General features: G+C 64.0%; 21 protein-coding genes and 1 pseudogene. 8 read left to right on the top strand and 14 right to left on the bottom strand.

What is annotated here, in order from left to right; translation table 11 throughout:
- Positions 1-7 precede the first annotated feature (7 nt).
- From SOQ14_RS08090 to SOQ14_RS08075, 4 genes and pseudogenes are all read left to right on the top strand, one after another.
- Positions 8-445, top strand: a complete 438-nt coding sequence (locus SOQ14_RS08090) for a hypothetical protein (RefSeq protein WP_322897554.1) — start codon at positions 8-10, stop codon at positions 443-445.
- Positions 442-894, top strand: a pseudogene (locus tag SOQ14_RS08085) (terminase large subunit domain-containing protein); the annotation flags it as partial. The gene SOQ14_RS08090 and the pseudogene SOQ14_RS08085, both read left to right, overlap by 4 nt.
- Positions 890-1,300 (top strand): DUF2793 domain-containing protein, encoded by a 411-nt coding sequence (locus SOQ14_RS08080; protein WP_322897553.1) that lies wholly within the window; start codon positions 890-892, stop codon positions 1,298-1,300. The pseudogene SOQ14_RS08085 and the gene SOQ14_RS08080, both read left to right, overlap by 5 nt.
- Before the next feature lie 180 nt (positions 1,301-1,480).
- Complete coding sequence (locus SOQ14_RS08075) at positions 1,481-2,623, top strand: OmpA family protein (protein ID WP_322897551.1); 1,143 nt, start codon at positions 1,481-1,483, stop codon at positions 2,621-2,623.
- 403 nt (positions 2,624-3,026) lie between these two features.
- Here SOQ14_RS08075 and SOQ14_RS08070 read toward each other — a convergent pair whose 3' ends face one another.
- The 7 genes from SOQ14_RS08070 to SOQ14_RS08040 form a co-directional block, all read right to left on the bottom strand.
- Positions 3,027-4,595 (bottom strand): spinster family MFS transporter, encoded by a 1,569-nt coding sequence (locus tag SOQ14_RS08070; protein ID WP_322897550.1) that lies wholly within the window; start codon positions 4,593-4,595, stop codon positions 3,027-3,029.
- Between the two features lie 51 nt (positions 4,596-4,646).
- Complete coding sequence (gene queC / locus SOQ14_RS08065) at positions 4,647-5,327, bottom strand: 7-cyano-7-deazaguanine synthase QueC (RefSeq protein WP_322897869.1); 681 nt, start codon at positions 5,325-5,327, stop codon at positions 4,647-4,649.
- A gap of 25 nt (positions 5,328-5,352) precedes the next feature.
- Complete coding sequence (locus tag SOQ14_RS08060) at positions 5,353-5,772, bottom strand: hypothetical protein (RefSeq protein WP_322897549.1); 420 nt, start codon at positions 5,770-5,772, stop codon at positions 5,353-5,355.
- Between the two features lie 82 nt (positions 5,773-5,854).
- Positions 5,855-6,757, bottom strand: coding sequence for an Hsp33 family molecular chaperone HslO (gene hslO / locus SOQ14_RS08055; RefSeq protein ID WP_322897548.1), 903 nt, complete (start codon positions 6,755-6,757; stop codon positions 5,855-5,857).
- A gap of 43 nt (positions 6,758-6,800) precedes the next feature.
- Positions 6,801-7,730: an ornithine carbamoyltransferase gene (argF, locus tag SOQ14_RS08050; RefSeq protein WP_322897547.1), complete on the bottom strand. Its 930-nt coding sequence runs from the start codon at positions 7,728-7,730 to the stop codon at positions 6,801-6,803.
- Between the two features lies 1 nt (position 7,731).
- Positions 7,732-8,928 carry an aspartate aminotransferase family protein gene (locus SOQ14_RS08045; RefSeq protein WP_322897546.1) on the bottom strand — a complete coding sequence of 399 codons (1,197 nt, stop codon included), beginning with the start codon at positions 8,926-8,928 and terminating at the stop codon, positions 7,732-7,734.
- A 141-nt stretch (positions 8,929-9,069) separates the two neighbouring features.
- Entirely contained in the window at positions 9,070-9,831 is a 762-nt protein-coding gene (locus SOQ14_RS08040; RefSeq protein WP_322897545.1) for a cold-shock protein, read from the bottom strand.
- A 291-nt stretch (positions 9,832-10,122) separates the two neighbouring features.
- Here SOQ14_RS08040 and SOQ14_RS08035 point away from each other — a divergent pair, with 291 nt between their 5' ends.
- The 4 genes from SOQ14_RS08035 to SOQ14_RS08020 are packed head-to-tail and all read left to right on the top strand — an operon-like array spanning position 10,123 to position 13,564.
- A complete protein-coding gene (locus tag SOQ14_RS08035) occupies positions 10,123-10,554 on the top strand; it encodes a protein tyrosine phosphatase family protein (RefSeq protein WP_322897544.1) in 432 nt (143 codons plus the stop codon).
- A gap of 15 nt (positions 10,555-10,569) precedes the next feature.
- The gene (locus SOQ14_RS08030) at positions 10,570-10,998 is read left to right on the top strand and encodes a hypothetical protein (protein WP_322897543.1); all 429 of its coding nucleotides are present in this window, start codon (positions 10,570-10,572) and stop codon (positions 10,996-10,998) included.
- Entirely contained in the window at positions 10,991-11,953 is a 963-nt protein-coding gene (locus tag SOQ14_RS08025) for a sterol desaturase family protein (RefSeq protein ID WP_322897542.1), read from the top strand. Before SOQ14_RS08030 ends, SOQ14_RS08025 begins: the two co-directional genes overlap by 8 nt.
- A gap of 27 nt (positions 11,954-11,980) precedes the next feature.
- Positions 11,981-13,564 carry a GMC family oxidoreductase gene (locus tag SOQ14_RS08020; protein ID WP_322897541.1) on the top strand — a complete coding sequence of 528 codons (1,584 nt, stop codon included), beginning with the start codon at positions 11,981-11,983 and terminating at the stop codon, positions 13,562-13,564.
- A gap of 552 nt (positions 13,565-14,116) precedes the next feature.
- On the opposite strand, the gene SOQ14_RS08015 is transcribed toward SOQ14_RS08020, so the two are convergent.
- The 7 genes from SOQ14_RS08015 to pheS form a co-directional block, all read right to left on the bottom strand.
- Positions 14,117-15,460, bottom strand: coding sequence for an ammonium transporter (locus SOQ14_RS08015; protein WP_322897540.1), 1,344 nt, complete (start codon positions 15,458-15,460; stop codon positions 14,117-14,119).
- Between the two features lie 23 nt (positions 15,461-15,483).
- The gene (locus SOQ14_RS08010; protein ID WP_322897539.1) at positions 15,484-15,822 is read right to left on the bottom strand and encodes a P-II family nitrogen regulator; all 339 of its coding nucleotides are present in this window, start codon (positions 15,820-15,822) and stop codon (positions 15,484-15,486) included.
- Between the two features lie 177 nt (positions 15,823-15,999).
- Positions 16,000-16,869 (bottom strand): alpha/beta fold hydrolase, encoded by an 870-nt coding sequence (locus tag SOQ14_RS08005; RefSeq protein WP_322897538.1) that lies wholly within the window; start codon positions 16,867-16,869, stop codon positions 16,000-16,002.
- Between the two features lie 121 nt (positions 16,870-16,990).
- On the bottom strand, positions 16,991-18,511 hold the full coding sequence (locus SOQ14_RS08000; RefSeq protein ID WP_322897537.1) for a peptide chain release factor 3: 1,521 nt from the start codon (positions 18,509-18,511) through the stop codon (positions 16,991-16,993).
- A gap of 138 nt (positions 18,512-18,649) precedes the next feature.
- On the bottom strand, positions 18,650-19,399 hold the full coding sequence (locus SOQ14_RS07995; protein ID WP_322897535.1) for an SDR family NAD(P)-dependent oxidoreductase: 750 nt from the start codon (positions 19,397-19,399) through the stop codon (positions 18,650-18,652).
- A complete protein-coding gene (gene pheT, locus SOQ14_RS07990; RefSeq protein WP_322897534.1) occupies positions 19,396-21,828 on the bottom strand; it encodes a phenylalanine--tRNA ligase subunit beta in 2,433 nt (810 codons plus the stop codon). Before pheT ends, SOQ14_RS07995 begins: the two co-directional genes overlap by 4 nt.
- Positions 21,825-22,925: a phenylalanine--tRNA ligase subunit alpha gene (pheS, locus tag SOQ14_RS07985; protein WP_322897533.1), complete on the bottom strand. Its 1,101-nt coding sequence runs from the start codon at positions 22,923-22,925 to the stop codon at positions 21,825-21,827. The genes pheT and pheS overlap by 4 nt, the downstream gene beginning before the upstream one ends.
- Between the last annotated feature and the right edge of the window lie 18 nt (positions 22,926-22,943).

The raw sequence follows: 22,943 nt of genomic DNA, 5'->3' as shown, positions 1-22,943 counted from the left end.
AGCGATCATGGACGATGCAGGAGAGACCGGCCCGTCCTGCCGGCGCTGGCGGGCACATTTCCTCGCCTGCCTCGCCGAAAGCTCGAATATCACCGAAAGCGCCCGCCGGGCCGGGGTCAGCACCAGCAAGGTCTACAAGGAGCGGCGGCAGGATCCCGAATTCGCCCGGGCATGGCTCGCCGCCTTGTGGGAAGGCTATTTTCTGCTCGAGATCGAAGTCCTGCGGCGGCTGCGCGAAGGCGATCAGAAAGCCAAGGATGGCGAACGCTATGACTTTGCCAATGCCCTGCGCTTGCTGGTCGCGCACCGCGAAAATGCCGCCCACGCCGCAGCACAGCAACGCAATGTCAGCGCCGCCGAAGTGCGCGCCTCGATCGATCGCAAGGTCGAAGCGATCCGTCTGCGGCTGGAGCGCGAAAAGGCGCTCAAAAGTAACGGCGCATGATCAGCGACCGCTTGCAATGGATCGATAAGGACTATCCGACCGCCGCCCGCGAGATTTCCCGGGCGCTCAATCCGGCCGAAAAGTCGGAATTCGCCTATCACTGGGGCATGCAGGCGCGCGCCGAGCAATTGCCCCCGGCGGGCGATTGGCGCATCTGGCTCATTCTCGCCGGGCGCGGCTTCGGCAAGACGCGCGCGGGCGCCGAATGGGTCCGCGCCACCGCCGAAGCCTGCCCCGAGGCGCGCATCGCACTCGTCGCGGCAACCCTGGCGGAAGCCCGCGCCGTGATGGTGGAAGGGGAAAGCGGGATCATCGCCTGCTCGCCGCCGGAACGCCGCCCGGTGTTCGAAGCCTCGCTCAAACGGCTGCGGTTTCCCAATGGGGCGCAGGCGCTGATCTATTCCGCACAGGAGCCCGAAAGCCTGCGCGGGCCGCAGCACAGCCATGCTTGTAGGGCAGGCGCAGAAGGAGTTCTTCGTCAATCAGTCGCTGTCGGTGATCGACGGTTTGATGATGCGATCGGTGGCAGGCGCGCTGTCCGCGCCGCCTCAGGCGCCGCAGGATGGGGAGTGTTATCGCATCGCCGCGCCCGCCACCGGGGCCTGGGTAGGACAGGAAAACCAATTGGCGCTCGCCATCGCTGGTGATTGGCATTTTGTGCGCCCCAGCAGAGGAAATCTGCTCTTCGACCGTTCTCTCGAGCAGTTCATTGTGTTTGATGGCGCTTGGCAGCGTGCCTGTCTGCCTCCCGCTGCAACCACCGGGACAACCGTCGACGCGGAGGCGCGCGCATTACTGGCACAGGTCATTGACGCCCTTGCCAAACTGGGGCTAGTGGCGACCGAACCAGCATGATTCAGCTCCCTGGAATGTGCTGGTGAAGTTTTGTTGGATCGGTAATACCACGCAACACAGCTGTATGAGGCTTTATTGCAACACCTGAGTGGCTTTGATCTTTACGATATCTTGCCTCTTGGTGGTGGAAAAGATACAGACCAATAGTGCCTAAGTTTGATAACGAAGGGGAATAACATAATGCGCAAAATTGTCATCGGGATGGCAATGGCCTCGACCGCGCTGACTGCACCCGCCATGGCCCGTGAAGGCCAATGGTATATTGAGGGTAATGCCGGTGCGATGATTGTTGAGCAAAGCGACGTTGATGTGGCTGGTGTCGAAAACGTTGCTCGCCTCAAGTATAACACCGGTTATGACGTCGGTGGTATCGTTGGCCATGACTTCGGTCCGTTCCGTTTGGAAGCCGAAGCCAGCTACCGTCGCGCCACGATCAATGGTGCAAACGCTCAGGCACCGGGTCTCCCGGTCGCTCGTACGGGCACCACCACCCGCTTCTTCAGCGGTCAGGCACCTGCCGAAGGCAGCATTGACGCGCTGAGCTTCATGCTCAACGGCTTGGTCGACCTTGGCGACGATGACGGCCTCCAGGGCTTCATCGGCGGCGGTGTGGGCGTCGCTCGCGTGGGCCTCGAAGGAACCTATGACCGTCAGAATGCTGCTGGCACTGGCTTCATCAACGATTCCGACACCGGCTTTGCTTGGCAAGTGCTCGCGGGCATCCGCGCGCCGATCAGCAAGTCGTGGGACGTTGGTCTGCGTTATCGCTACTTCAACGCACCCAGCCTCGGACTGGTTGATCCGGTTGGCCGTTCGTTCGAAACGGACATGACGAGCCACTCGATCCTCGGCACCATTTCGTACAACTTTGGTGGTCAGGAAGCGCCGCCCCCGCCGCCGCCGCCGCCGCCTCCGCCGCCCCCTCCGCCGCCGCCCCCTCCGCCGCCGCCGCCGCCGCCGCCGCCGGCCCCGTGCAACACCGGGCCTTACATCGTGTTCTTTGATTTCGATTCTTCGGCTATCACTGCTGAAGCCTCGGCTATCCTGAACAGCGCTGTGACGGCTTACGCGAACTGCGGCACGGCGAACGTGATGCTGGCTGGTCACACCGACCGCGCCGGTAGCGCGACCTACAACATGGCACTGGCTGGCCGCCGCAACGCGGCTGTGAGCGAGTACTTGGTTGGTCGCGGTGTCCCGGCTGGCCGGATCTCGGGCGAAGCCTTCGGTGAAGCCAAGCCGCGCGTTCCGACTGCTGACGGTGTGCGCGAACCGCAGAACCGCCGCGTGGAAATCACCTACGGTCCGGGTTCGGGCATGTAATCGGTTTCCAACCGTATCTTGAAAGGGGCCGGAGCGATCCGGCCCCTTTTTTGTTGCCTTGCCCCTATGTAGCAATCAATCGCAGTACCGGGGCGACGAACGATCTTCTCGCGATAGCAAAGCGCCAAGGATCGGGACTTGCTTGGCTGTCAATCACGCAAGTCCCGATTACCCCACTGCTTCTTGCTTCGAAGCAGGGAACACAGCGCACCAGATGCGGTGCGCAGACTGTTACCAAACCAAGAGACTGGCACGCCGTCGCAGGCCCAAGGCGTCAAAAGCGCACTTCCGACGCTTACAAGGGCCCATAAGCCATCGCGCTAATCGCGACGCCACTTAACCGGACACCTGACCGCCTGCGCCCTAGCATGGAACGCTTTGCGCCTAGCAGGGCACATGCGCCCTAGCCGCTCGCAGCCGTCCCCATCGCTGCGCTGGCGCGTTCCGCAATCGTCGCTTCGGCCTTCGGCAAGACGCGATAGGGATAGATCAGCAGCACCAGCGAGATCGGCGCAACCCCTATCAGCGAAAGCACTCCGATCCGCAGGCTTCCGCTGAGATCAGAGATCGCGCCGACCATGAACGGTCCCAAGCCCAGCCCGACCAGCGTGGTCGCCAGAAAGAACGAGGCCGTGGCCGTCCCCCGCATTCGCGGCAGCACCAGATCCTGCGTTGTCGCTGCCGCCGCGCCCAAAGCTGTCGCCGCGAACATCCCCGCCAGGAAGTTCATCACGTAGAACACCAGCGCGCTCGCGGTGGTAAAGCCGATCCAGATCGGAATGACAGGCGCAACAATCCCGAACATGATCACCAAAATCCGTCCCGATGGATTGCGCTGCCGGAGCCAGTCGGACATCCGCCCCCCAAGGATCACGCCGAGGAATCCAGAGGTTGCCCCGCAGCCGCCCAGAATGAAGGCCAGTTCATCCTTGGGCAGCTTCAGCACCGTCTCGGCGTAGGGCGCCGACCAGAATGCCAGCGCATAGGCGCCCAGTGACACCAGCCCATAGCCCAAAGCCGTGCAAATAAAGGCCGGAGTCCCCCAGATCAGCTGGAAGGTTGCCGGATCATGACGTCGCAGGGTCGAAGCCCACGAAAACACCGCGTAGTAGCCAAAAGCGATCGAGCTCCACTGCGGGATATTCCCGGTCAGCTTAATCATCACCAGCGCGAAGACCGTCATCGCCACGGCCGCGAGCAGATTGACGAGCAAAGCCTTTGGCCCGCGTAGGAGGGCATGGATGAGCGTCAGGGGCGGCAGCAGCATCGACAGATCTATGAAGAAATCGATCAGAGGATGGCGCGTCCCGCTGGCCGCATCAGGCTGCCGAACAGGTTCGCGCAGCGAGGCAACCCACATCGCGAGCAACACGCCCGGCAGGCCTACCGTCAAGAAGGCCGCCTGCCAGCCCACCAGCCCGCCGATCCCGCCCCCGGGGTAGGCTGCATCCCACCACTTGGAGATATTGGCGCCAATCAGCAGTGAAACCCCTCCGCCGATATACAGGCCCGAGGAATAGATCGCGAGCGCGGTCGCACGCTGGCGCGAGGGGAAGTAATCGGAAATCAGCGAATAGGCGGTCGGGCTGGCGGTCGCCTCGCCCACGCCGACGCCCATGCGCGCGAGCGATAAGGTGGCAAAGTTGCGGGCAAAGCCCGAAAGCGCCGTCATCGTCGACCACAGCAGCAGGCCGATGGTCAGCAAGCGCACGCGGTTCCAGCGATCCGCCAGCCGTCCGAGCGGCACGCCGAACAGTGCGTAGAACACCGCAAAAGCCGCGCCCCCGAGAAAGCCCAGATCACCATCCGACAACCCGAGGTCGCGCTTGATGTCGACCGCGAGGATCGCAAGGATCTGCCGGTCGATGAAGTTGAGGATATAGACCACCACCAGCACGCCCAGCACATACCAGCTGTAGCCAGACGCTGCCTCTTCGCCGCGGCCTTGTGCCGCCGTCGCTTCGTCGCTCAACGAAAATCCCCAATCCCAAGACTTGCCCGACCGCAACGGCCCGAGGCGCGCTTATGCGCGGTATGGGGTGCTATCGATAATTCCCGCTTCGGCAAAACCCTTTTTGCGCAGCCGACAGGAATCGCACAATCCGCAAGCCGTGCCTTCAGGGGTCGGATCATAGCACGACCAGCTCCATGCCGGGTCAAGCCCGAGCCGCGCGCATTCCCGCGCGATGTCGGCCTTGGTCATGTGCTGCAAGGGCGCGTGAATGGTGAAAGGGGATCCTTCGACCCCCGCCTTGGTGCCCAGTCGGGCCGTTTCGGCGAAGCTGGCGATGAATTCCGGCCGGCAATCAGGGTAGCCCGAATAGTCGAGCGCGTTCACGCCGATGAAGACGTCGCGTGCACCGGACGCTTCGGCAAAGGCCGTGGTCAGCGCCAGAAACACCAGATTGCGTGCCGGCACATAGGTGACAGGAATATCCTCACCCACGCCGCCTTTGGGGACATCGATGCTATCGGTCAGAGCCGAACCACCAAAGGCCCGCAGATCGAGTGCGATCTCGACATGGCGAGCAGTCCCGAGCCGCGTGGCGATCCGCCGCGCCGATTCCAGTTCGAGCCGGTGACGCTGGCCGTAATCGACACTCAGCGCGTGAACAGCGAAACCCCGCTCCTGCGCCAGCGCGGCGGTGACCATCGAGTCCAGCCCGCCTGACAGCAGCACGACCGCAACCGGGCGGTTATCCATGTCTTCGCCGAAATGCATGCCGCGCTCAGCAACGCCCGGTGTGGCGCGCCTCGGCCGTGAACTGGAACGGCAAGCCATCAGCAATACCCTGGCTTTCGAGCTGGACCAGTCCGGCCGTTTCGCGGCGGACACTGGTGCGGCCAAAGCCATTATTGGGGCAAGTGTACTGCACCGTTACTTTGGCTTCGCCATCTTCGATCACGAATTGGCTACACCCGCTTTCCGGGTGGCGCAGCTGAATCAGCTCCTGACCGCTGCGCACGCAGATCTTGCGATCCGGCGAGCCATCACGATGCTTGACCGTCCACTGCCCTTTGGTGAGCCGCCCGAGCATGGCCAGACCTTGCCCTTGGGCAGCGGCCTCGGACAGGACAAGCGGGCCAAGCCCCCCTGCCACAGCAAGAACGCCCACCAGTCCCGCGGTGATGGCTGCGCGCCTGTTCATGCCCGTTGGTCCATCATGCACCACCCTTTTGTTCGAGGCAGAGAATAGGCCCTGCGACCTGCGGATGTCTTGGCTGGATTCGTCACAGCGTAAGTTCGAAAACACGCGAACAGAACGCGCAGTCAATCGCGATGATCCCTTCCGCGTTGCACATCTCGCGCTGTTCCTCTTCGGGAAAGCGCGCGATCACCGAGGCGTAGTGCTCGAGCGTGCAGCGACAACCCCGGGTCAACGGCGCGCCCTCCTGGACGCGGATCTCGTCTTCCTCGTGGAACAACCGCCAGGCAATCGCCTCAAGCGAAAGAGCAGGGTCCAGCAATTCCTGATGGCTGATGCTGCCGCCGAGAATCGCCACATGCTCCCAATCGGGGTGATCCATCCGCACATGGAGCCGCTCGCGCCCTTCCTCGCCATCGGGGAGGTGCTGGATCAGGATGCCGGCAGCCGAACGCTTGCCGCCAACCGCGCGGCTGGCGACGCGGATCAGAGTCGGCACCTGTTCGGACTGGCTGAAATAGATCTCGCAGGCCTCGGCCATGCTGTCGCCCTCGAGCGGAACGATCCCCTGATAACGCTGGCCGTGCTCGGTCTCGAACGTCACCGCGAGATAGCCCGCGCCGAACAGCGCCGCGAGCGACGGATTGGCCCCCAAAGCCGCTAGCCGCTCGGGATCGAAATCGGCATAGCCGCGCACCGCGCCGTCGCGATAATCGCACACCAGCAGGTTCACGATCCCGCCCTGGGTTTGCGCCTGCATGGTGAGCTGCGCCTTGTCGCCCTTGAGCAGCCCACCCATCAGCGCCGCCAGCACCAGCGCCTCGCTCAGGAGATGCGTGATCGGTGGCGGATAATCATGCGCCGACAGCACCGTATCAAGCAGCGCATCAAGCCGCACCATGCGTCCGCGCGCACCGCGCGACGGCAGGGTGAAGCCCAGCAACTTGTCCGAAAAAGTCTCGGCGGAAGGTTCGATCAGATAATCCATCACGGGCCTATATGGGGTTGCAGAGCGCAGGCGTAAGCCCTGCTCAAACGCCGAGCTTGCCGAAAGCCCACAACAGCACGGATTTCTGGGCGTGAATGCGGTTCTCGGCCTCGTCGAAAACGACCGATTGCGGCCCTTCGAACACCTCTTCGCTGACCTCGTCGCCGACATGCGCGGGCAGGCAATGCAGGAAGATCGCATCCGGCTTGGCCTCGGCCATCAACGCCGCGTTGACCTGATAGGGGGCCATCGCCGCAAGCTTCTCCTCGGCCTCGGCCTGCCCCATCGAAATCCACGTATCAGTGACCAGCACATCCGCGCCGCGTGCCGCTGTTGCCGCATCCTGCGTCAGCGTGACCGCCGCGCCGCCCGCACGGGCCATCGCGACAAAGGTCGGATCGGGCTCATAGCCCGCAGGCGTCGCCACCCGGACATTGAACTTCATCAGCCCGGCGGCTTCGAGGATCGAGTGCAGCACGTTGTTGCCATCGCCGAACCACGCCACCTCCAGACCGGGCAGGGCCTTGCCATGCTCGATCGCCGTGAGGAGATCGGCGACGATCTGGCACGGGTGCGAACGATCCGTCAGCCCGTTGATGACCGGCACGCTGGCGTGGCGCGCCATCTCCTCGATCTTGGCGTGATCATCGGTGCGCAGCATGATGCCATCAACCATGCGGCTGAGCACGCGGGCCGTATCGGCAAGGGTTTCGCCGCGCCCGAGCTGGCTTGATGCCGAATCGAGCAACAGCACCGAACCACCCAGTTGGCGCATCGCGATATCGAAGCTGACCCTTGTGCGGGTCGAACTCTTCTCGAACACCAGCGCAAGCACATGGCCTTCGAGCGGCGCATCGGGATCGGGCGCCGCTTTGGGAAGGCCAGCCCGTGCCGCCTTTCGATCGAGCGCATCATTGATCATCGCCGCCAGTGCATCGGCACCGGCATCGCTCAGATCGAGAAAATGCGCCATCTCACGCAGCCTCGGGGATGGCGAAGCTGGCCGCGCCAGCGGAAAGCTTGTCGAAGAATTCCTCGATTTCGGCATCGCCAATCACCAGCGGCGGCAGGATGCGGATGGTGTTGTCGCCCGCCGCCACGGTCAGCAACTGATGATTGTCGCGCAGGTGGACATAGAAGGGACGGCTTTCGAACTTCATCTTGAGCCCGAGCATCAGCCCCTTGCCGCGAACCAGTTCAAACAGATCGGGGTAATTGCCAATGAACTGTTCGAGCCGGGTGCGCAGGCGTTCACCCTTCTCGCGCACCGCAGCGAGAAATTCCGGATTGGCGACAGCTTTCATCACCGCCATGCCCGCCGCCATGGCGAGCGGGTTGCCGCCATAGGTCGAACCATGGGTGCCGAAGGTCATGCCGCGGGCGGCTTTCTCGGTGGCGATGCAGGCCCCAAGCGGGAAACCGCCACCAATGCCCTTGGCCGTGGCAAGAATATCGGGTTCAATGCCATATTGCTCATAGGCATAGAAGGTGCCGGTGCGCGCGACACCGCATTGCACCTCATCGAGCACGAGCATCAGATCATGCTCGTCAGCAAGCGCGCGCAGGCCCTTCATGAATTCATCCGAAGCCGGACGGATGCCGCCTTCGCCCTGGATCGGCTCGACGAGGAAGCCCGCGGTGTGCGGGCCGATCAGGGCCTTGGCGGCTTCGAGATCATCGAAGGGGGCATATTTGAACCCGTCGAGCAGCGGGGCGAAGCCGTGATGCATCTTGGCTTGGTTGGAGGCACTGATCGTCGCCATGGTGCGGCCGTGGAAGGCATTGTGGAAGGTGATAATCTCGAACCGGCTCGCATCGCCGCCTTCGGCGTTCTGGTGATAGGCGCGCGCGGTCTTGATTGCGCATTCGACCGCCTCGGCGCCGGAATTGGTGAAGAACACCGTATCCCCGAACGTCACATCGACCAGCGATTGGGCCAGCGCCTCGCCCTGCGGGCTGCCATAGAGGTTCGACACATGCATCAGGGTGGCCGCCTGATCCTGAATCGCGCGAATCAGGCCTTCGTGCGAATGGCCGAGCAGGTTCACGGCAATCCCGCTTGCGAAATCGAGATAGCGCGTCCCGTTCTCATCGATCAGATGGCAATGCTCGCCGCGCACGGGCCTCACCCCGCAACGCGGATAGACAGGCATGAGCGGCGTGATCGACATGGCAATTTCCCGATGATTGTTACGAAAGACTGGAGAGATACGGAGTCAAAAAGCAAATGGCGGCCCCGTTGAGAGCCGCCATTGGCGTGTCAATAATCCTGCCCGAAGCGCGCGTCAAACGCGGCACCCGTCAGGACAGGATCAGGCCTCGATCGGAACGAGATTGACCGCCGAATGCTTGCCACGTCGGTCAACTTCCAGATCGAATTCGTAACGCTCGCCTTCGTTGATGCCCGCAAGGCCCGAACGTTCGACGGCGCTGATATGGACGAAGGCATCCGGCTGCCCATCATCGCGCACCAGAAAGCCAAAGCCCTTGGTGCCGTTGAAGAACTTGACGGTGCCCGTCACCCGCTCACCCGTCAGCTCGCGCTGCGGAGCCGCAGGGGCGCGCGGAGCGACAGCGATCACATCGCCGACGACCTGCAAATCCTGTGCGGAAATCTTGCCGCCGCGATCAACGAGGTTGAATTCGAGCTGCTGACCTTCGGCGAGGCCTTCAAGGCCAGCACGTTCGACCGCGCTGATGTGCACGAACACATCTTCGCCGCCGGTTTCCTGCTGGATGAAGCCAAAGCCCTTTTGCGCGTTGAAAAACTTCACCACGCCCTTGCCGGTGCCGACAACCTGGGCGGGCATGCGGCTGAAACCGCCGCCACCGCCAGCACCACCGCCGCCGGGGCCACGCGGGCCACCGCCGCCGCGCGGGCCGCCACCGAAGCCGCCACGATCACCGCCGCCAAAGCCACCGCGATCATTGCCGCGATCAAAACCGGAGCGCTCGCTGCCGAAGCTGCGCGGCGGCGGGAATCCGTCCATGCCGCCGCCAAACGGATCGAAACCGTCTTCGCCGAAGCCGTCACGCTTGTCTTTGCCGCGACGGCGCCCCCTATCATAACCCATAAATCAATTCATACCTTGTCACACCGCCACTGAACTTTCACGCAGACTATGGCGGAGCGGTGAGCCATGGCCGACGCAAGACCCCAGTGCCGGGAAGCACACGTAGGTCGTCAGCTGGCACATAGCGCACAAAGAGTTACTTTGCGAATAATTTTACAGAGGCGGCTCTTTTTGTAAAAAAGTGCAATTGTCGGGCAACACCGCGCGCCCTTGCAGCATGGTCACAGCGCGGTACAAGCCCGGTCGCAACCACCGGCGCCCTGCGCGCCGCCGAGAGAGGAAGTCGACGCCATGAGCGCTTTTCGAAAGCTGTCCGAAACCATGCTGGCCAGCCCGCAGATCGACCTTGTCGATGTGGCCGCCGCCAAGGCCGCGGGCGTCACCCTGATCATCAACAATCGCCCGGACGGCGAAGACCTTTCGGCGCCGCAGGGGGATGAAATCGCCGCAGCCGCCGCGGCCGCAGGGCTTGCCTATGTCGCGATTCCGATTGGCCATGCGGGCTTCAGCGAACCGCAGGTCGATGCCCTGAACGCCGCGCTCGACGCCAATCCGGGGGTGGCGCTGGGCTATTGCCGATCGGGTACGCGCTCCACGCTGTTGTGGGCGCTGGCGCAGGCAAAGCGTGGCATGGCGCCTGATACGATTGCCGCCGCTGCCGCGCAGGCGGGTTACGATATCAGCCCGGTGCGCCCGATGGTGGATATGCTGGCCGCGCGCTAAGACCATTGCTGGCGCATGGACCTGCCGCCGCTCCTGATCCAGACCGCCGGATCGCTGGTGGCGATTCTCGCACTGGCCGGGCTTGCCCGCTGGATGAAGCTTGGCAGCGCGCCGCGGATCGAGAACGCAGCCGATGCCAGCCGTGCAGCGCATCTCGTCGAGGATGGCTTCACCCCGGTTGATTCGGCCTGCGATGCCGCGGGCGCGGGCGCGCTGGTGCGCGATGCGCAGGGGCGGATCATGGTGATCCGCCGCCATGGCAACCACTGGGCGGGCCGGGTGTTGACGCCACAGGCGCGCGCAACTTGCGAGAGCCATCCTGGCAACGGCACAATCGTGATCGATTGCGGCGAGACGCGCTTCGGCCGGACCGTTCTGACCATCCCCGATCCCGAGACTTGGGCCGCTGCGATCAATCGGGTAAAGGACGCGCACAATGCCTGATCTCAACCCCACCCAATATGCCGTGCCGCTGTTCGTGATCGCGGTGCTGGCCGAGATGATCTGGGCGAAATTCCGCGCGCCGGCAGCCTATGAACCGAGGGACACTCTTGTCAGTCTTGCCTTCGGGCTCGGATCAACCGTGGCGGGCGCGCTTCTGGGCGGCTTTGCGGTATGGGTGTTCTTCGCCGCCTACGCATATCGGGTCTTTGATCTGGGGCCCCAGTGGTGGACCGTATGGTGGGCGTGGCCCGTCTGTTTCCTTCTTGATGATTTCAAATATTACTGGGTCCACCGCGCCGGGCACCGCATCCGCTGGATGTGGGCGGCGCATGTGAACCACCATTCGAGCCAGCATTACAATCTCTCGACCGCGCTCCGCCAAACCTGGACGGGACCGATCACCTTCGGGTTCCTGTTTGCCGTGCCGCTGGTGCTGCTTGGCTTCCACCCCGTGATGATCGCGATCTGCGGCGGGTTCAACCTGACCTACCAGTTCTGGATCCACACCGAAGCGATCAAGCGGATGCCGCGCTGGTTCGAAGCCGTGATGAACACGCCGAGCCATCACCGGGTCCACCACGCCACCAATCCGCGCTACCTTGATCGCAACTACGCGGGCGTCTTCATCGTGTGGGACAAGCTGTTCGGCACCTTCACCCCCGAAGTCGATGACGAGCCGATCCGCTATGGCATCATCACGCAGCTTGGCAGCTTTAACCTCTTGTGGGCGGTGTTCCACGAATGGATCGGGATGATCACCGATATCTGGCGTGCGCCGTGGCGGCACAAGCTGTCCTATCTGCTGCGCGAACCCGGCTGGAGCCACGACAACAGCCGCGAGACCTCCGACATGATCCGCGCGCGCTGGGAAGCCCGTGCTGGCGCCGCTGTTGCGCCCGCTGCAACATCAGTGGCGGATCGAAACCGGATTGCGGGCGCGCAAGAAGCTGCCTAGTCTCTCGCCCCATACAAGGGAGAGAGCATGGAAAGTTTCGACTACATCGTGATCGGCGGTGGCAGTGCGGGTAGCGCGGTGGCAGGGCGTCTGGCGGTTGATGGAACGCGGCGGGTGTGCCTGCTCGAAGCGGGCGGTCGCAATGACAATGTCTGGATCAAGACGCCGGGCTTCATGCCCTTCATCCCGGAAAAGTCGAACTACCGTTATGAAACCGTCCCGCAGAAGGGTCTGAACGGCCGCACCGGCTATCAGCCGCGCGGGCGCGGGCTGGGCGGCTCCTCGGCAATCAACGCGATGGTCTATATCCGCGGGCACCGCTGGGATTACGACAATTGGGCTGACATGGGCTGCACCGGCTGGGCCTATGAGGATGTGCTCCCCTACTTCAAACGCGCCGAGGCCAATGAACGCGGCGGCGATGACTACCACGGCAGCGGCGGACCGCTGTTCGTCTCCGATCAGACCGCCGCCAACGCCGCCAGCCACGCCTTTGTCGAGGCCGCGGCCGCCCTGCAATTGCGCACCAACTCCGATTTCAACGGCGAGCGGCAGGACGGGTTCGGGCTCTATCAGGTGACCCAGCACAACGGGGAACGCTGGTCCGCCGCGCGCGCCTACGTCGAGCCGATCCGCGAGGCGGGGAATTTCGCGGTGCGCACCGATACGCTGGTGGAAAAGCTCGTGATTGCCGATGGCCGAGTCACCGGGGTGCAGGTGCGGCGCGGAGGCGCATCCGAGGTGCTCCACGCCCGGCGCGGGGTCGTGCTGTCGGCGGGCGCGTTCAACTCGCCGCAGATCCTGATGCTGTCGGGCATCGGCCCGGCTGACCACCTCAGGCAGCATGGCATTGATGTCGTGCTCGACAAACCCGCCGTTGGCAGCAACCTGCAAGACCATATTGATTACGTCTCGGGCTGGGAGACGCAGAGCGATGTGCCGATCGGCAGCACGCTCAAGGGCAGCCTGCGGATGGTCGCCGCGATGATCGAACACCGCCGCAAGCGCACCGGGGTGATGACGACACCCTATGCCGAATCGGGCGGGTTCTGGCAGGTCATGCCCGATAGCCCCGCGCCCGACATCCAATGGCACTTCGTCCCTGCCGTGCTCGAAGATCACGGGCGCGAGAAGGTGAAGAAGCACGGCTTCTCGCTCCATGCCTGCGTGCTGCGCCCGGAAAGCACCGGCACAGTGCGACTGGGATCGCGCGATGCCGGTGCAGCGCCGGTGATTGATCCCAACTTCCTTGATGATGACCGCGATCTGGCGGTGCTGCGCGCGGGCGTGCGCCTGTCGCACCGGATCGTCGATACCCCGCCGATGCAGGCCTTCGGCCCGACGGATCGCCATCCGGTCGATCTCAACGACGATGCCGCGCTCAACGAAATGATCCGCAACCGCGCCGATACGGTCTATCACCCCGTGGGCACCTGCCGGATGGGCGCGGATGAGGCAGCGGTGGTCGATCCGACGCTGCGGCTCAAAGGGCTCGAAGGGCTATGGGTGGCCGATGCCAGCATCATGCCCAAGATCGTGGGCGGGAACACCAATGCGCCGAGCATCATGATCGGCGAACGCTGCGCCGACTTTGTGATGGCGGGGGAGTGAAGGGAAATAATCGGGTAAGGCCAACTTGGTCTTGCCTCACCCTGCCTCATCATGGATTATCTAAAGCGGGGGCGACGTCGCGCATACAGACGTATGAATAGTCTGATGGGCTGCCACCTGAGCGCCGCGCCCCCTGTCTTGCGGTTTGGACCCGGTCGATCACTAGATGATGAATCAGCGGGTAAATCCCGTCAACTGACGATTAACCGTCAAATCAGCGCCCGCGTCATTTCGAGGACACAGTCAACGAACGCGACGCGTGGACAAAGCTCGAGTCGCGCCCGCCGCAAGCATCAAATTGAATCTGTGAAGAAAAATTTGGTGATTGAAACAAGTGAATCGTTGGTTGCGGTTTTGGTGCCCTAGGAAAGGGCTTTTTTGCACTGATCTCCGCGGAGGGTCCTGCAATCTTCCAAAACAAAAAAGGGCCGGAGGGTTTTTACACCGCTCCGGCCATGCCTAGTTTGTTCGTTCGCAGGAGGAACAAGGTGAGGCGGGGAGAGGAGGAGAGGGAGAGAGGCCTCACCCCGCCAAACTGGTGAAAGGGTTGATCTAGTTGTAGGCGCGCTCCCCATGTTCGGAGATGTCGAGGCCGTTGACTTCGTCCTCTTCGTGGACGCGCAGCCCGATGGTCGCCTTGACGGCAAAGCCTGCGATCAGCGTGCCGGCGGTGGCCCAGCCGATTGTCACCAAAACGCTGAAGATCTGCACCCAGAGCTGCTCGGCCAAGGCCACCGAGCCGTCGCCGGGCCCGCCAAGGAACGGCTGGTACACCACGCCCGTGCCAATCGCGCCGACAATGCCACCCACGCCGTGGATGCCGAAAGCGTCGAGCGAGTCGTCGTAGCCGAACTTGGCCTTCACCTTGGCGACGAAGAAGTAGCAGACCACCGAGGAAATAATGCCGAGCAGGATCGCGCCGAACGGCCCGCTGTTGCCCGCGGCCGGGGTCACCGCCACCAGCCCGGCGATCACGCCTGAACAGAAGCCGAGGGCCGAACCCTTGTGGCCCGCTGCCCGCTCCACCACCATCCAGGCAAGCGCGCCTGCCGCCGTGGCCACGAAGGTGTTGATCATCGCAAGGCCCGCCGAGCCATCGGCTTCGAGCGCCGAACCCGCGTTGAACCCGAACCAGCCCACCCACAGCAGCCCCGTGCCGACCATCGTCAGGGTGAGGCTGTGCGGCGGCATCGGCTCGTTCGGCCAGCCTCGGCGCTTGCCGAGCAGGAAGGCAAGGACAAGGCCCGAAACGCCCGCATTGATGTGCACCACGGTGCCGCCGGCGAAATCGAGCGCGCCGTCTTCGAACAGCAGGCCGCTTGCACCCGCATCGCCGCCGTCAAACCACACCATGTGGGCAATCGGGAAATAGACGATGGTCAGCCAGATCGGCACGAACATCATCACGGCCGAGAACTTCATGCGCTCTGCCGTCGCGCCAAGGATCAGCGAGGCGGTGATCGCCGCGAACGTCATCTGGAAGCTGACGAAGACATATTTGCTGATGACTTCATCGCTGAACGTGGCAGCCGTGCTGCTGAGATCGGTGCCCTTGAGGAAATAGCTCCCCCCGCTCACAAACCAGCCGAGTGGCGCGGGGTAGGCAGTATCGCCAAAGGCGAGGCTGTAGCCCCACATCACCCAGATCAGCATGGCGAGCGATGCGGTCGCACCGATCTGCGTCATCGTTGACAGCATGTTCTTCGAGCGGGTCAGGCCGCCATAGAAGAGCATGAGGCCGGGCAGGATCATCATCAGCACCAGCAGGGTGGATGTCATCATCCAGGCATTGTTGCCCGGATTGGGCACCGGCGGCGCCACAGGTGCGGCAAGGGCCGGCGCAGCCAGCAGCGCTGCCATCCCCAGACCCGCCAGTTTCACAAGATCACGCGTCATGCTGTTGCCCCTAAAAATCGCGGTCACAGAGCGGTCTCGCCCGATTCGCCGGTGCGGATGCGGGTGGCGGACGCCAGATCGAACACGAAGATTTTGCCATCGCCGATCGAACCGGTGTTGGCGGTCTGCTGGATGGTTTCGACCACTTGTTCGGCGACCTCGTCGCTCGCGGCGATTTCCAGCTTCACCTTGGGGAGCATGTTGGTGGAATATTCCGCGCCGCGGTAAATCTCGGTCTGGCCTTTCTGGCGGCCGAAGCCCTTGACCTCGGTCACGGTCATCCCGGCAACGCCAATCGCGCCGAGCGCTTCGCGCACCTCGTCAAGCTTGAACGGTTTGATTACGGCGATGATGAACTTCATCACATACCCCTGTGACCCGCCGGGCGATCCGGCTTGTCAGGGGATCAGCAACAAGCGTGCCAAACCAGATTCACTGGTGAATGCCGGGGTAAAGGCGCGGTTCTTCCGCACCTGCGAACGCAAATTTGCCTAGAATTTAAGCGTCCGCCTGATTTTTAGGCAAATCTTGCCGCAATCTTACAGGAAATCCCGCAGCGTGGCGATGAAGCGGTCGAACTGGTCGTGGTGGAGCCAGTGGCCGGCCTTTTCGAACTCGATCACGCTGGCGGTCTTGAAGTGCGCGATGCGACCGTCCTTCTCCGGGTTCGAGGCCCAGCTGTCCGCGCCGTACAGCAGCAGCGTCGGACAAGTGATCGCGCTCCAGAGCTGCTCGATGAATTCATCGCCGATATCCTCGACCGGCCAGACATTAAGGTGCGGATCGAACTTCCAGCTATAGGTGCCATCCTCGTTGCGGTTGACCCCGTGGACGGTGAGGTGCCGCGCCTGCTCCTCGGTGAGGTAGGCGTTTTCCTCGATCATGCGGGCAAAAGCCGCCTCGATACTCTCATACTTGCGCGGGGTGCGCCCGGCAGCCTTGCGCTTTTTTGCGATCCATTCGGCGAGGCGCTCAGGGTAGGGTTGGCTGCGCTGCTTGGCGCGGTATTCGGGCGAAGGGCCGAGGCCCTCGATCGCCACGAGCTTGGTCACCATGTCGGGGAAGGCCCCGGCATAGCGCAGCGCGACATTGCCGCCCATCGAATGCGCCACCATCCGCACCGGGCCGACGCCCAATTGGTGGATGAGCTGGGCGAGATCATAGACCATGTCGCCTGCGGAATAGACCCCGTCCGAGACCCAGTCGGAATCGCCATGCCCGCGGTGATCCATCGCGATGACGTGGTAATCCGCACGCAGCGCCTCGGCGGTCCAGTCCCACGAGCGCGCATGATCGCGCCCGCCATGCACCAGCACCAGCGGCGGCTTCCCCCGCCCGCCCCAGTCGAGATAGTTCAGCTTGAGGCGCTGCGAGATGAAGCTTTGCGAAGTCGGGCCGGTGTCGTGCATGGGGGACGCTTTGGCCAAACTGCAGGGTTTGGGCAAGTCACCCTGATCCGTTCGTGTCGAGCGCAGTCGAGACACCTGCGCACAGGCCTCTCGACTTCGCTCGAGGCGAACGGGGTTTTGTTCAGCGTTCCTTGGTGGCCGAGAAGGTCAGCTCGGGGTTCTTCTCGACCTGATAGCTGACGTCCCACGGGCTCTTGGCCATGAACACCATGTCCCCGTCACGATCCTTGGCGAGGTTCGCGCGGTTGAAGCTGGCGAAGTCGTCCAATGCCTTGGCGTCGCCCTTGATCCAGCGCGCGGTGGCGAAGGGCGAAGGTTCGAGCGCGGCTTCGACCTTGTATTCGGCCTCGAGCCGGCTGATCAGGACCTCGAGCTGAAGCTGGCCGACCACGCCGACAATGTGGGCCGAGCCGATTTCGGGATAGAACACCTGAATGACCCCTTCTTCCGAAAGATCATCCAGCGCCTTGCGCAATTGCTTGGTCTTGGTCGGGTCTTTCAGCTGCACGCGCCGCAGGATTTCGGGCGCGAAGTTGGGCAGGCCGGTGAAGCGCACCTGATTGCGTTCAGACAGCGTGTCGCCGACCCGCAAAGTCCCGTGATTGGGGATGCCGATGATGTCGCCCGCTTCGGCGGTGTCAGCCAGCTCGCGGTCCTGCGCGAAGAACAGGATCGGCGAGTGGACCGCAATCGGCTTGCCGAGCCCGCTCGGGGTCAGCTTCATGCCACGTTTGAAGGTGCCCGAAACCTGCCGCATGAAGGCGATCCGGTCGCGGTGGTTGGGGTCCATATTGGCCTGCACCTTGAAGATGAAGCCGGTGACCTCGTCGCGGCTCGGCTCGATCTGGGTATCGCCCGCAGGCTGGGGCCGAGGCGGCGGGGCGAAGCGGGCGATGGCGTCGATCAGCTCGGTCACGCCGAAATTCTTGAGCGCCGATCCGAAATAGACGGGTGTTAGGTCGCCGTGGCGGAAGGCTTCGAGGTCGAATTCGGGATAGCCGCCGCGCGCCAGCTCGATCTCGTCGGCGAAGCGCTGGGGGATCGCTGCTGTGTCGCGCGTGCCGAGGAATTCGCGGCTCGGCCCATCGGGGCGGCTGACGGTCTCGGTGGCGAAATCGAGCAGGCCCTCGAACTCGCCGCCCATGCCGATGGGCCACATCTGGGGCGAGACGTCGAGCGCCAGCATGTCGGCGACCTCGTCGAGCGTCTCGAAAGGATCACGGCCCTCGCGGTCAACCTTGTTGACGAAGGTGATGATCGGAACGGAGCGCAGGCGGCAGACCTCGAACAGCTTGCGGGTCTGCGGCTCGATGCCCTTGGCCGCGTCGATCACCATCACCGCGGAGTCCACCGCCGTCAGCGTGCGGTAGGTGTCTTCCGAGAAGTCCTCGTGGCCGGGCGTGTCGAGTAGGTTGAAGACGATCCCGTCCTTCTGGAAGGTCATCACGCTGGACGTCACCGAGATCCCGCGCTGCTGCTCGATCTTCATCCAGTCCGACCGCGCCCGCCGCGCTTGCCCGCGCGCCTTGACCTCGCCCGCAAGGTGGATCGCGCCGCCCTGAAGCAGGAGCTTTTCGGTCAGCGTGGTTTTCCCCGCGTCAGGGTGCGAAATGATCGCGAAGGTGCGGCGGTTGGAGGTCATCTTTGGTCTCTAGATAGCAATCTCAACACCCGCTCGTGCTGAGCTTGTCGAAGCACCGTCTTTTCTTCAAGTGCGGTGCGGGGAAAGAAAAAACAGCCCTTCGACAAGCTCAGGGCGAACGGGAAAAGACAGTGCAGGCTAGTTTTCTCGCGCCACCCGGAAGCCCGCGAAGTCCTGGTTGACCGGCATCAGCTCGATCCGGTTGATGTTGAGATGCGGCGGCAGGCTGGCGATCCAGCCGATGGTGTCGGCAATGTCCGCGCCGGTCATCGGGTGGACGCCGGCATAGAGCTTGTCGCTGGCTTCCTGGCTGCCGGTGCGCACCAGCGTGAATTCGGTCTCGACCATCCCCGGCTCGATGCTCGTCACCCGCACGCCGGTGCCGTGCAGGTCGGCGCGCAGGGCGAGGGTGAAGTGGTTCACGAAGGCCTTGGAGCCCGCATAGACGTTGCCGCCCGGATAGATGTAGCTCCCCGCGACCGAGCCGATCGCGATGATCGCGCCCTTGCGCGCGATCAGGGTGGGCAGCAGCATGCGGGTCAGCACCACCATCGCGGTGATGTTGGTGTCGATCATCGTCTGCCAGTCATTGAGATCGGCATCCTGCGCGGGCGAAAGGCCTTGGGCGAGGCCCGCGTTGTTCACCAGCAAGTCGATCTCGCGGAATCCCTCGGGCAGGCTCGCAAGCGCCGCGTCCATCGCGGCGGTGTCACGCACGTCGAAGCACAGCGGCAGCACCTTGTCCGCGCCCAGCTCGGCAACCAGTGCGTCAAGCCGCTCCTGCCGCCGCCCGGTGGCGACGCAGCGCCAGCCGTCCTTGACCAGACGGCGCACCGTGGCGAGGCCGATCCCGGCAGTCGCGCCGGTGACGAACGCGGTCTTGCTCATCCGCGCAGCTCCGCGCCCAGCTTGGCAGCGGCGGCCACCACCTTCTCGGTGATGGCCTTGAGCTCGGCATCCTTGAAGCTCGCCTCGCCCGGCTGGAGCGTGACTTCGACCGCGATCGACTTGTGGCCCTCGGGCACGCCCTGCCCGGCGAACACGTCGAACACGCGCACGCCGGTGATCGCTACCTTGTCGGCACCTTGCACGGCACGCACGAGGTCACCTGCCGCGAGGTTCGCGGGCACGAGGAAGGCGAAGTCGCGGGTCACGGCTTGAAGCGCGGGCGGGGTGAAGCCCGGGCGGGCGAAAGCCGCGCCCTTCTTGGCCGGGATCGCGTCGAGGAACAGCTCCACCGCTGCAATCGGGCCGTCAGCGTCGAAGGCCTTGAGCGTTGCCGGATGCACCATCCCGAAGCGCGCCAGCACCACCTTGGGGCCGAGCCGCAGGGTGGCCGACTGGCCGGGATGGAACTGCGGCCCCGCCTCGCCCATCACCATGAGGTTCGCCACCGGCGCGCCAGCGGCTTCGAGCAGCTGCATCGCCAGCGCCTTGGCGTCATAGGCGTCAAACGGCTTGGCCTTGCCCGCCTGCCATCCGCGCGGGGTCTTCTCGCCCGCGAGCACAATGCCGAGCGTCGGCTTCTCGTCGGAGAGGCCGTTCGCGCCCCGGAAATAGCGCCGCCCGATCTCGAACAGGCGCGAGGAGGCTGCGCCGCGATCGGCGTTGCGCTTGGCGGCCATCAGCAGGCCGGGGAGCAGCGAGGGGCGCATCGCCTTCATGTCCTCGCTGATCGGGTTGGCGAGCACCCAGAGGGGCTGGTCGGATGCGAAATGCTCCGCCGCCCAGGTGGGGAGGAAGCTCCAGGTCACCGCCTCGTTGAGCCCGCTGGCGGCAGCGGCGCGCCTGAGGCCCCGCTCAAGCTTCTGCTGCGGCGTGGCGGTGGGGCGGGCGATGCCTTCTGCGCGGGGCAGAGCGACGCTCGCGACCTTGTCGAGGCCGTGGATGCGCACGACTTCCTCGACGAGGTCAGCCGGGCCTTCGATATCGTGGCGGCGCAGCGGGCAGGTGATCTGCCAAGGGACGATAAGTTTCTGAATAAGCTCGTCGTCAGATACCCAATTTGGGTTGTCGCTGGTGAAACCCAACTTCGCCAGAATGTCACGTTGCTCTCTTAGCGAGACATCGATTCCCCCAAGCTCCTTTGTCAAACCGGGGTCGAAGGCGACGACCTTCGCTTGTGCAGGCGGCGAACCGGCGCGCACGGCCTCGCTGGGCGTGCCGCCCGCCAGTTCCACAATCAGCCCGGTGAGCAGATTGAGGCCCGCGTCCAGAAACTCCGGATCAACCCCGCGCTCGAAGCGGGTGCGGGCATCGGAGGACAGCCCCAGCTTGCGCCCGGTCGCGCCGATGCGCGCGGGATCGAAATAGGCGATTTCGAGCAGCACATCGGTGGTGTCGTCGGTAACGCCCGAATGCTCGCCGCCCATGATCCCGGCAATGTCATGCACCTGGCTCTCGTCAGCGATCACGACCATTTCGCTGTCGAGCGTGTAGGTCTTCTCGTTGAGCGCCAGCACCTGCTCGCCGTCCTTCGCGCGCCGCGCCACGACTGCGCCTTGCAGCTTGGCGAGGTCATAGACGTGCGCCGGACGACCGAAGCCGAGCATCAGGTAGTTGGTCAGATCGACCAGCAGCGAGATCGGTCGTTGCCCCGCGCTCTTGAGCCGCGCTTGCAGCCACTCGGGCGAGGGGCCGTTCTTCACGCCCTTGACCACGCGGCCATAGAAGGCCGGGCAGCCCTCGGCATCGTCGGTGCGGATTTCGACCGGGCACGCGCCCGATGCGCTGAACGCCGGCATGGCAATGGGCTTCAGCGTCCCCAGACCCTTGGCCGCCAGATCGCGGGCGATGCCGTAGACGCCCATGCAATCGGGGCGGTTGGGGGTTACGGCAACTTCGATCACCGGATCGGAGCCGTGGTAATCGGCAAAGGCCGTGCCGACCGGCGCATCATCGGGCAGTTCGATGATCCCGTCGTGATCCTCGCCCAGCTCCAGCTCGCGGGTCGAGCACATCATGCCGTTCGACTCGACGCCCCGGATCGCGCTCTTGCGCAGCACCATGCCATTGGCGGGGACGACCGCGCCGGGCAGGCCCAGCACGCCCTTCATCCCGGCCCGCGCATTGGGCGCGCCGCAAACGACTTGCAAGGGTGCGCCGTCGCCCGTGTCGACGGTGAGCACCTGCAACTTGTCGGCATCAGGGTGGCGCGCGGCGGTCAGCACGTGGGCGATGCGGAAGCCCGCCAGCTTCTCCGCCGGGTCCTCCACGCCCTCGACCTCGAGCCCGATGGCATTCAATGCGTCGCAGATTTCCGCGACGGTGGCGGTCGTATCAAGGTAGTCCTTGAGCCAGGTCAGGGAGAACTTCATGCCCGTGCTCCCACACCCGCAGAGAGGGTCGGCTGGTCGAAGGGCGAGAAGCCGTAATGCGCCAGCCAGCGCGGATCGCCGTCGAAGAAGGCGCGAAGGTCGTTCATCCCGTATTTGAGCATCGCGATGCGGTCGATACCGAGGCCGAAGGCGAAGCCCTGCCACTCCTTGGGATCAAGCCCGGCGAATTCCAGCACGCGGGCATTGACCATCCCGCTGCCGCCCAGCTCCATCCACGCATGGCCCGGCGCATCGCCATGCCCGCCGACGACGCGGCGGCCGCCTTCGGTGGAGTAACCGACATCGACTTCGACGCTCGGCTCGGTGAAGGGGAAATAGCTCGGGCGCAGGCGCAAGGTGATATCCTCACGCTCGAAGAAGGCCTTGAAGAAGGTCTCGAGCGTCCACTTGAGGTGACCCAGGTGAATGTCGCGGTCGATCACCAGACCTTCGACCTGATGGAACATCGGCGTATGGGTCGCATCGCTGTCCGAACGGTAGACCCGGCCCGGCGCGATGATGCGGATCGGTGCGCCCTGATCGAGCATCGAACGGATCTGCACCGGCGAGGTGTGGGTGCGCAGCAGCACATCCTTCCCGTCAGCCGTTTTATCCGAGAAGTAGAACGTGTCGTGCATCGCCCGCGCGGGGTGCGTCTCGTCCATGTTGAGCGCGGTGAAATTGTGCCAGTCGTCCTCGATCTCGGGGCCGGTGGCGACCGCGAAGCCGAGATCGGCGAAGATTTCGGCGAGTTCGTCCATCACTTGGCTGACGGGGTGCACCGAACCCTTGGGCTGGGCAGGGGTAGGCAGCGTGAGGTCAACCGTCTCGCTCGCGAGCCGCGCGGCCAGCTCGGCCGCTTCGAGCGCGGCCTTCTTGGCATCAAGCGCATCAGCGATCTCGGCGCGGGCCGCCTGGATCGCGGGCGCGGCAGCAGCGCGCTCTTCGGGGCTCATCTGCCCGAGCGTTTTGAGAGCGAGGCTGACCCAGCCCTTCTTGCCGAGCGCGGCAAGACGCGTCTCTTCGAGCGCGGTCAGATCGCTTGCGGCGGCAATCGCGGCCAGCGCGGCCGCTTTCTGGTTGTGGAGTTCGGACATAGCAACGCGCCCGCTAGC

Source organism: Erythrobacter epiphyticus (assembly GCF_034653295.1).
In the GTDB taxonomy this organism is placed as follows: domain Bacteria; phylum Pseudomonadota; class Alphaproteobacteria; order Sphingomonadales; family Sphingomonadaceae; genus Erythrobacter.
Note: the sequence above shows the minus strand (reverse complement) of the source record. Positions and strands in the feature narration are given on the sequence as shown.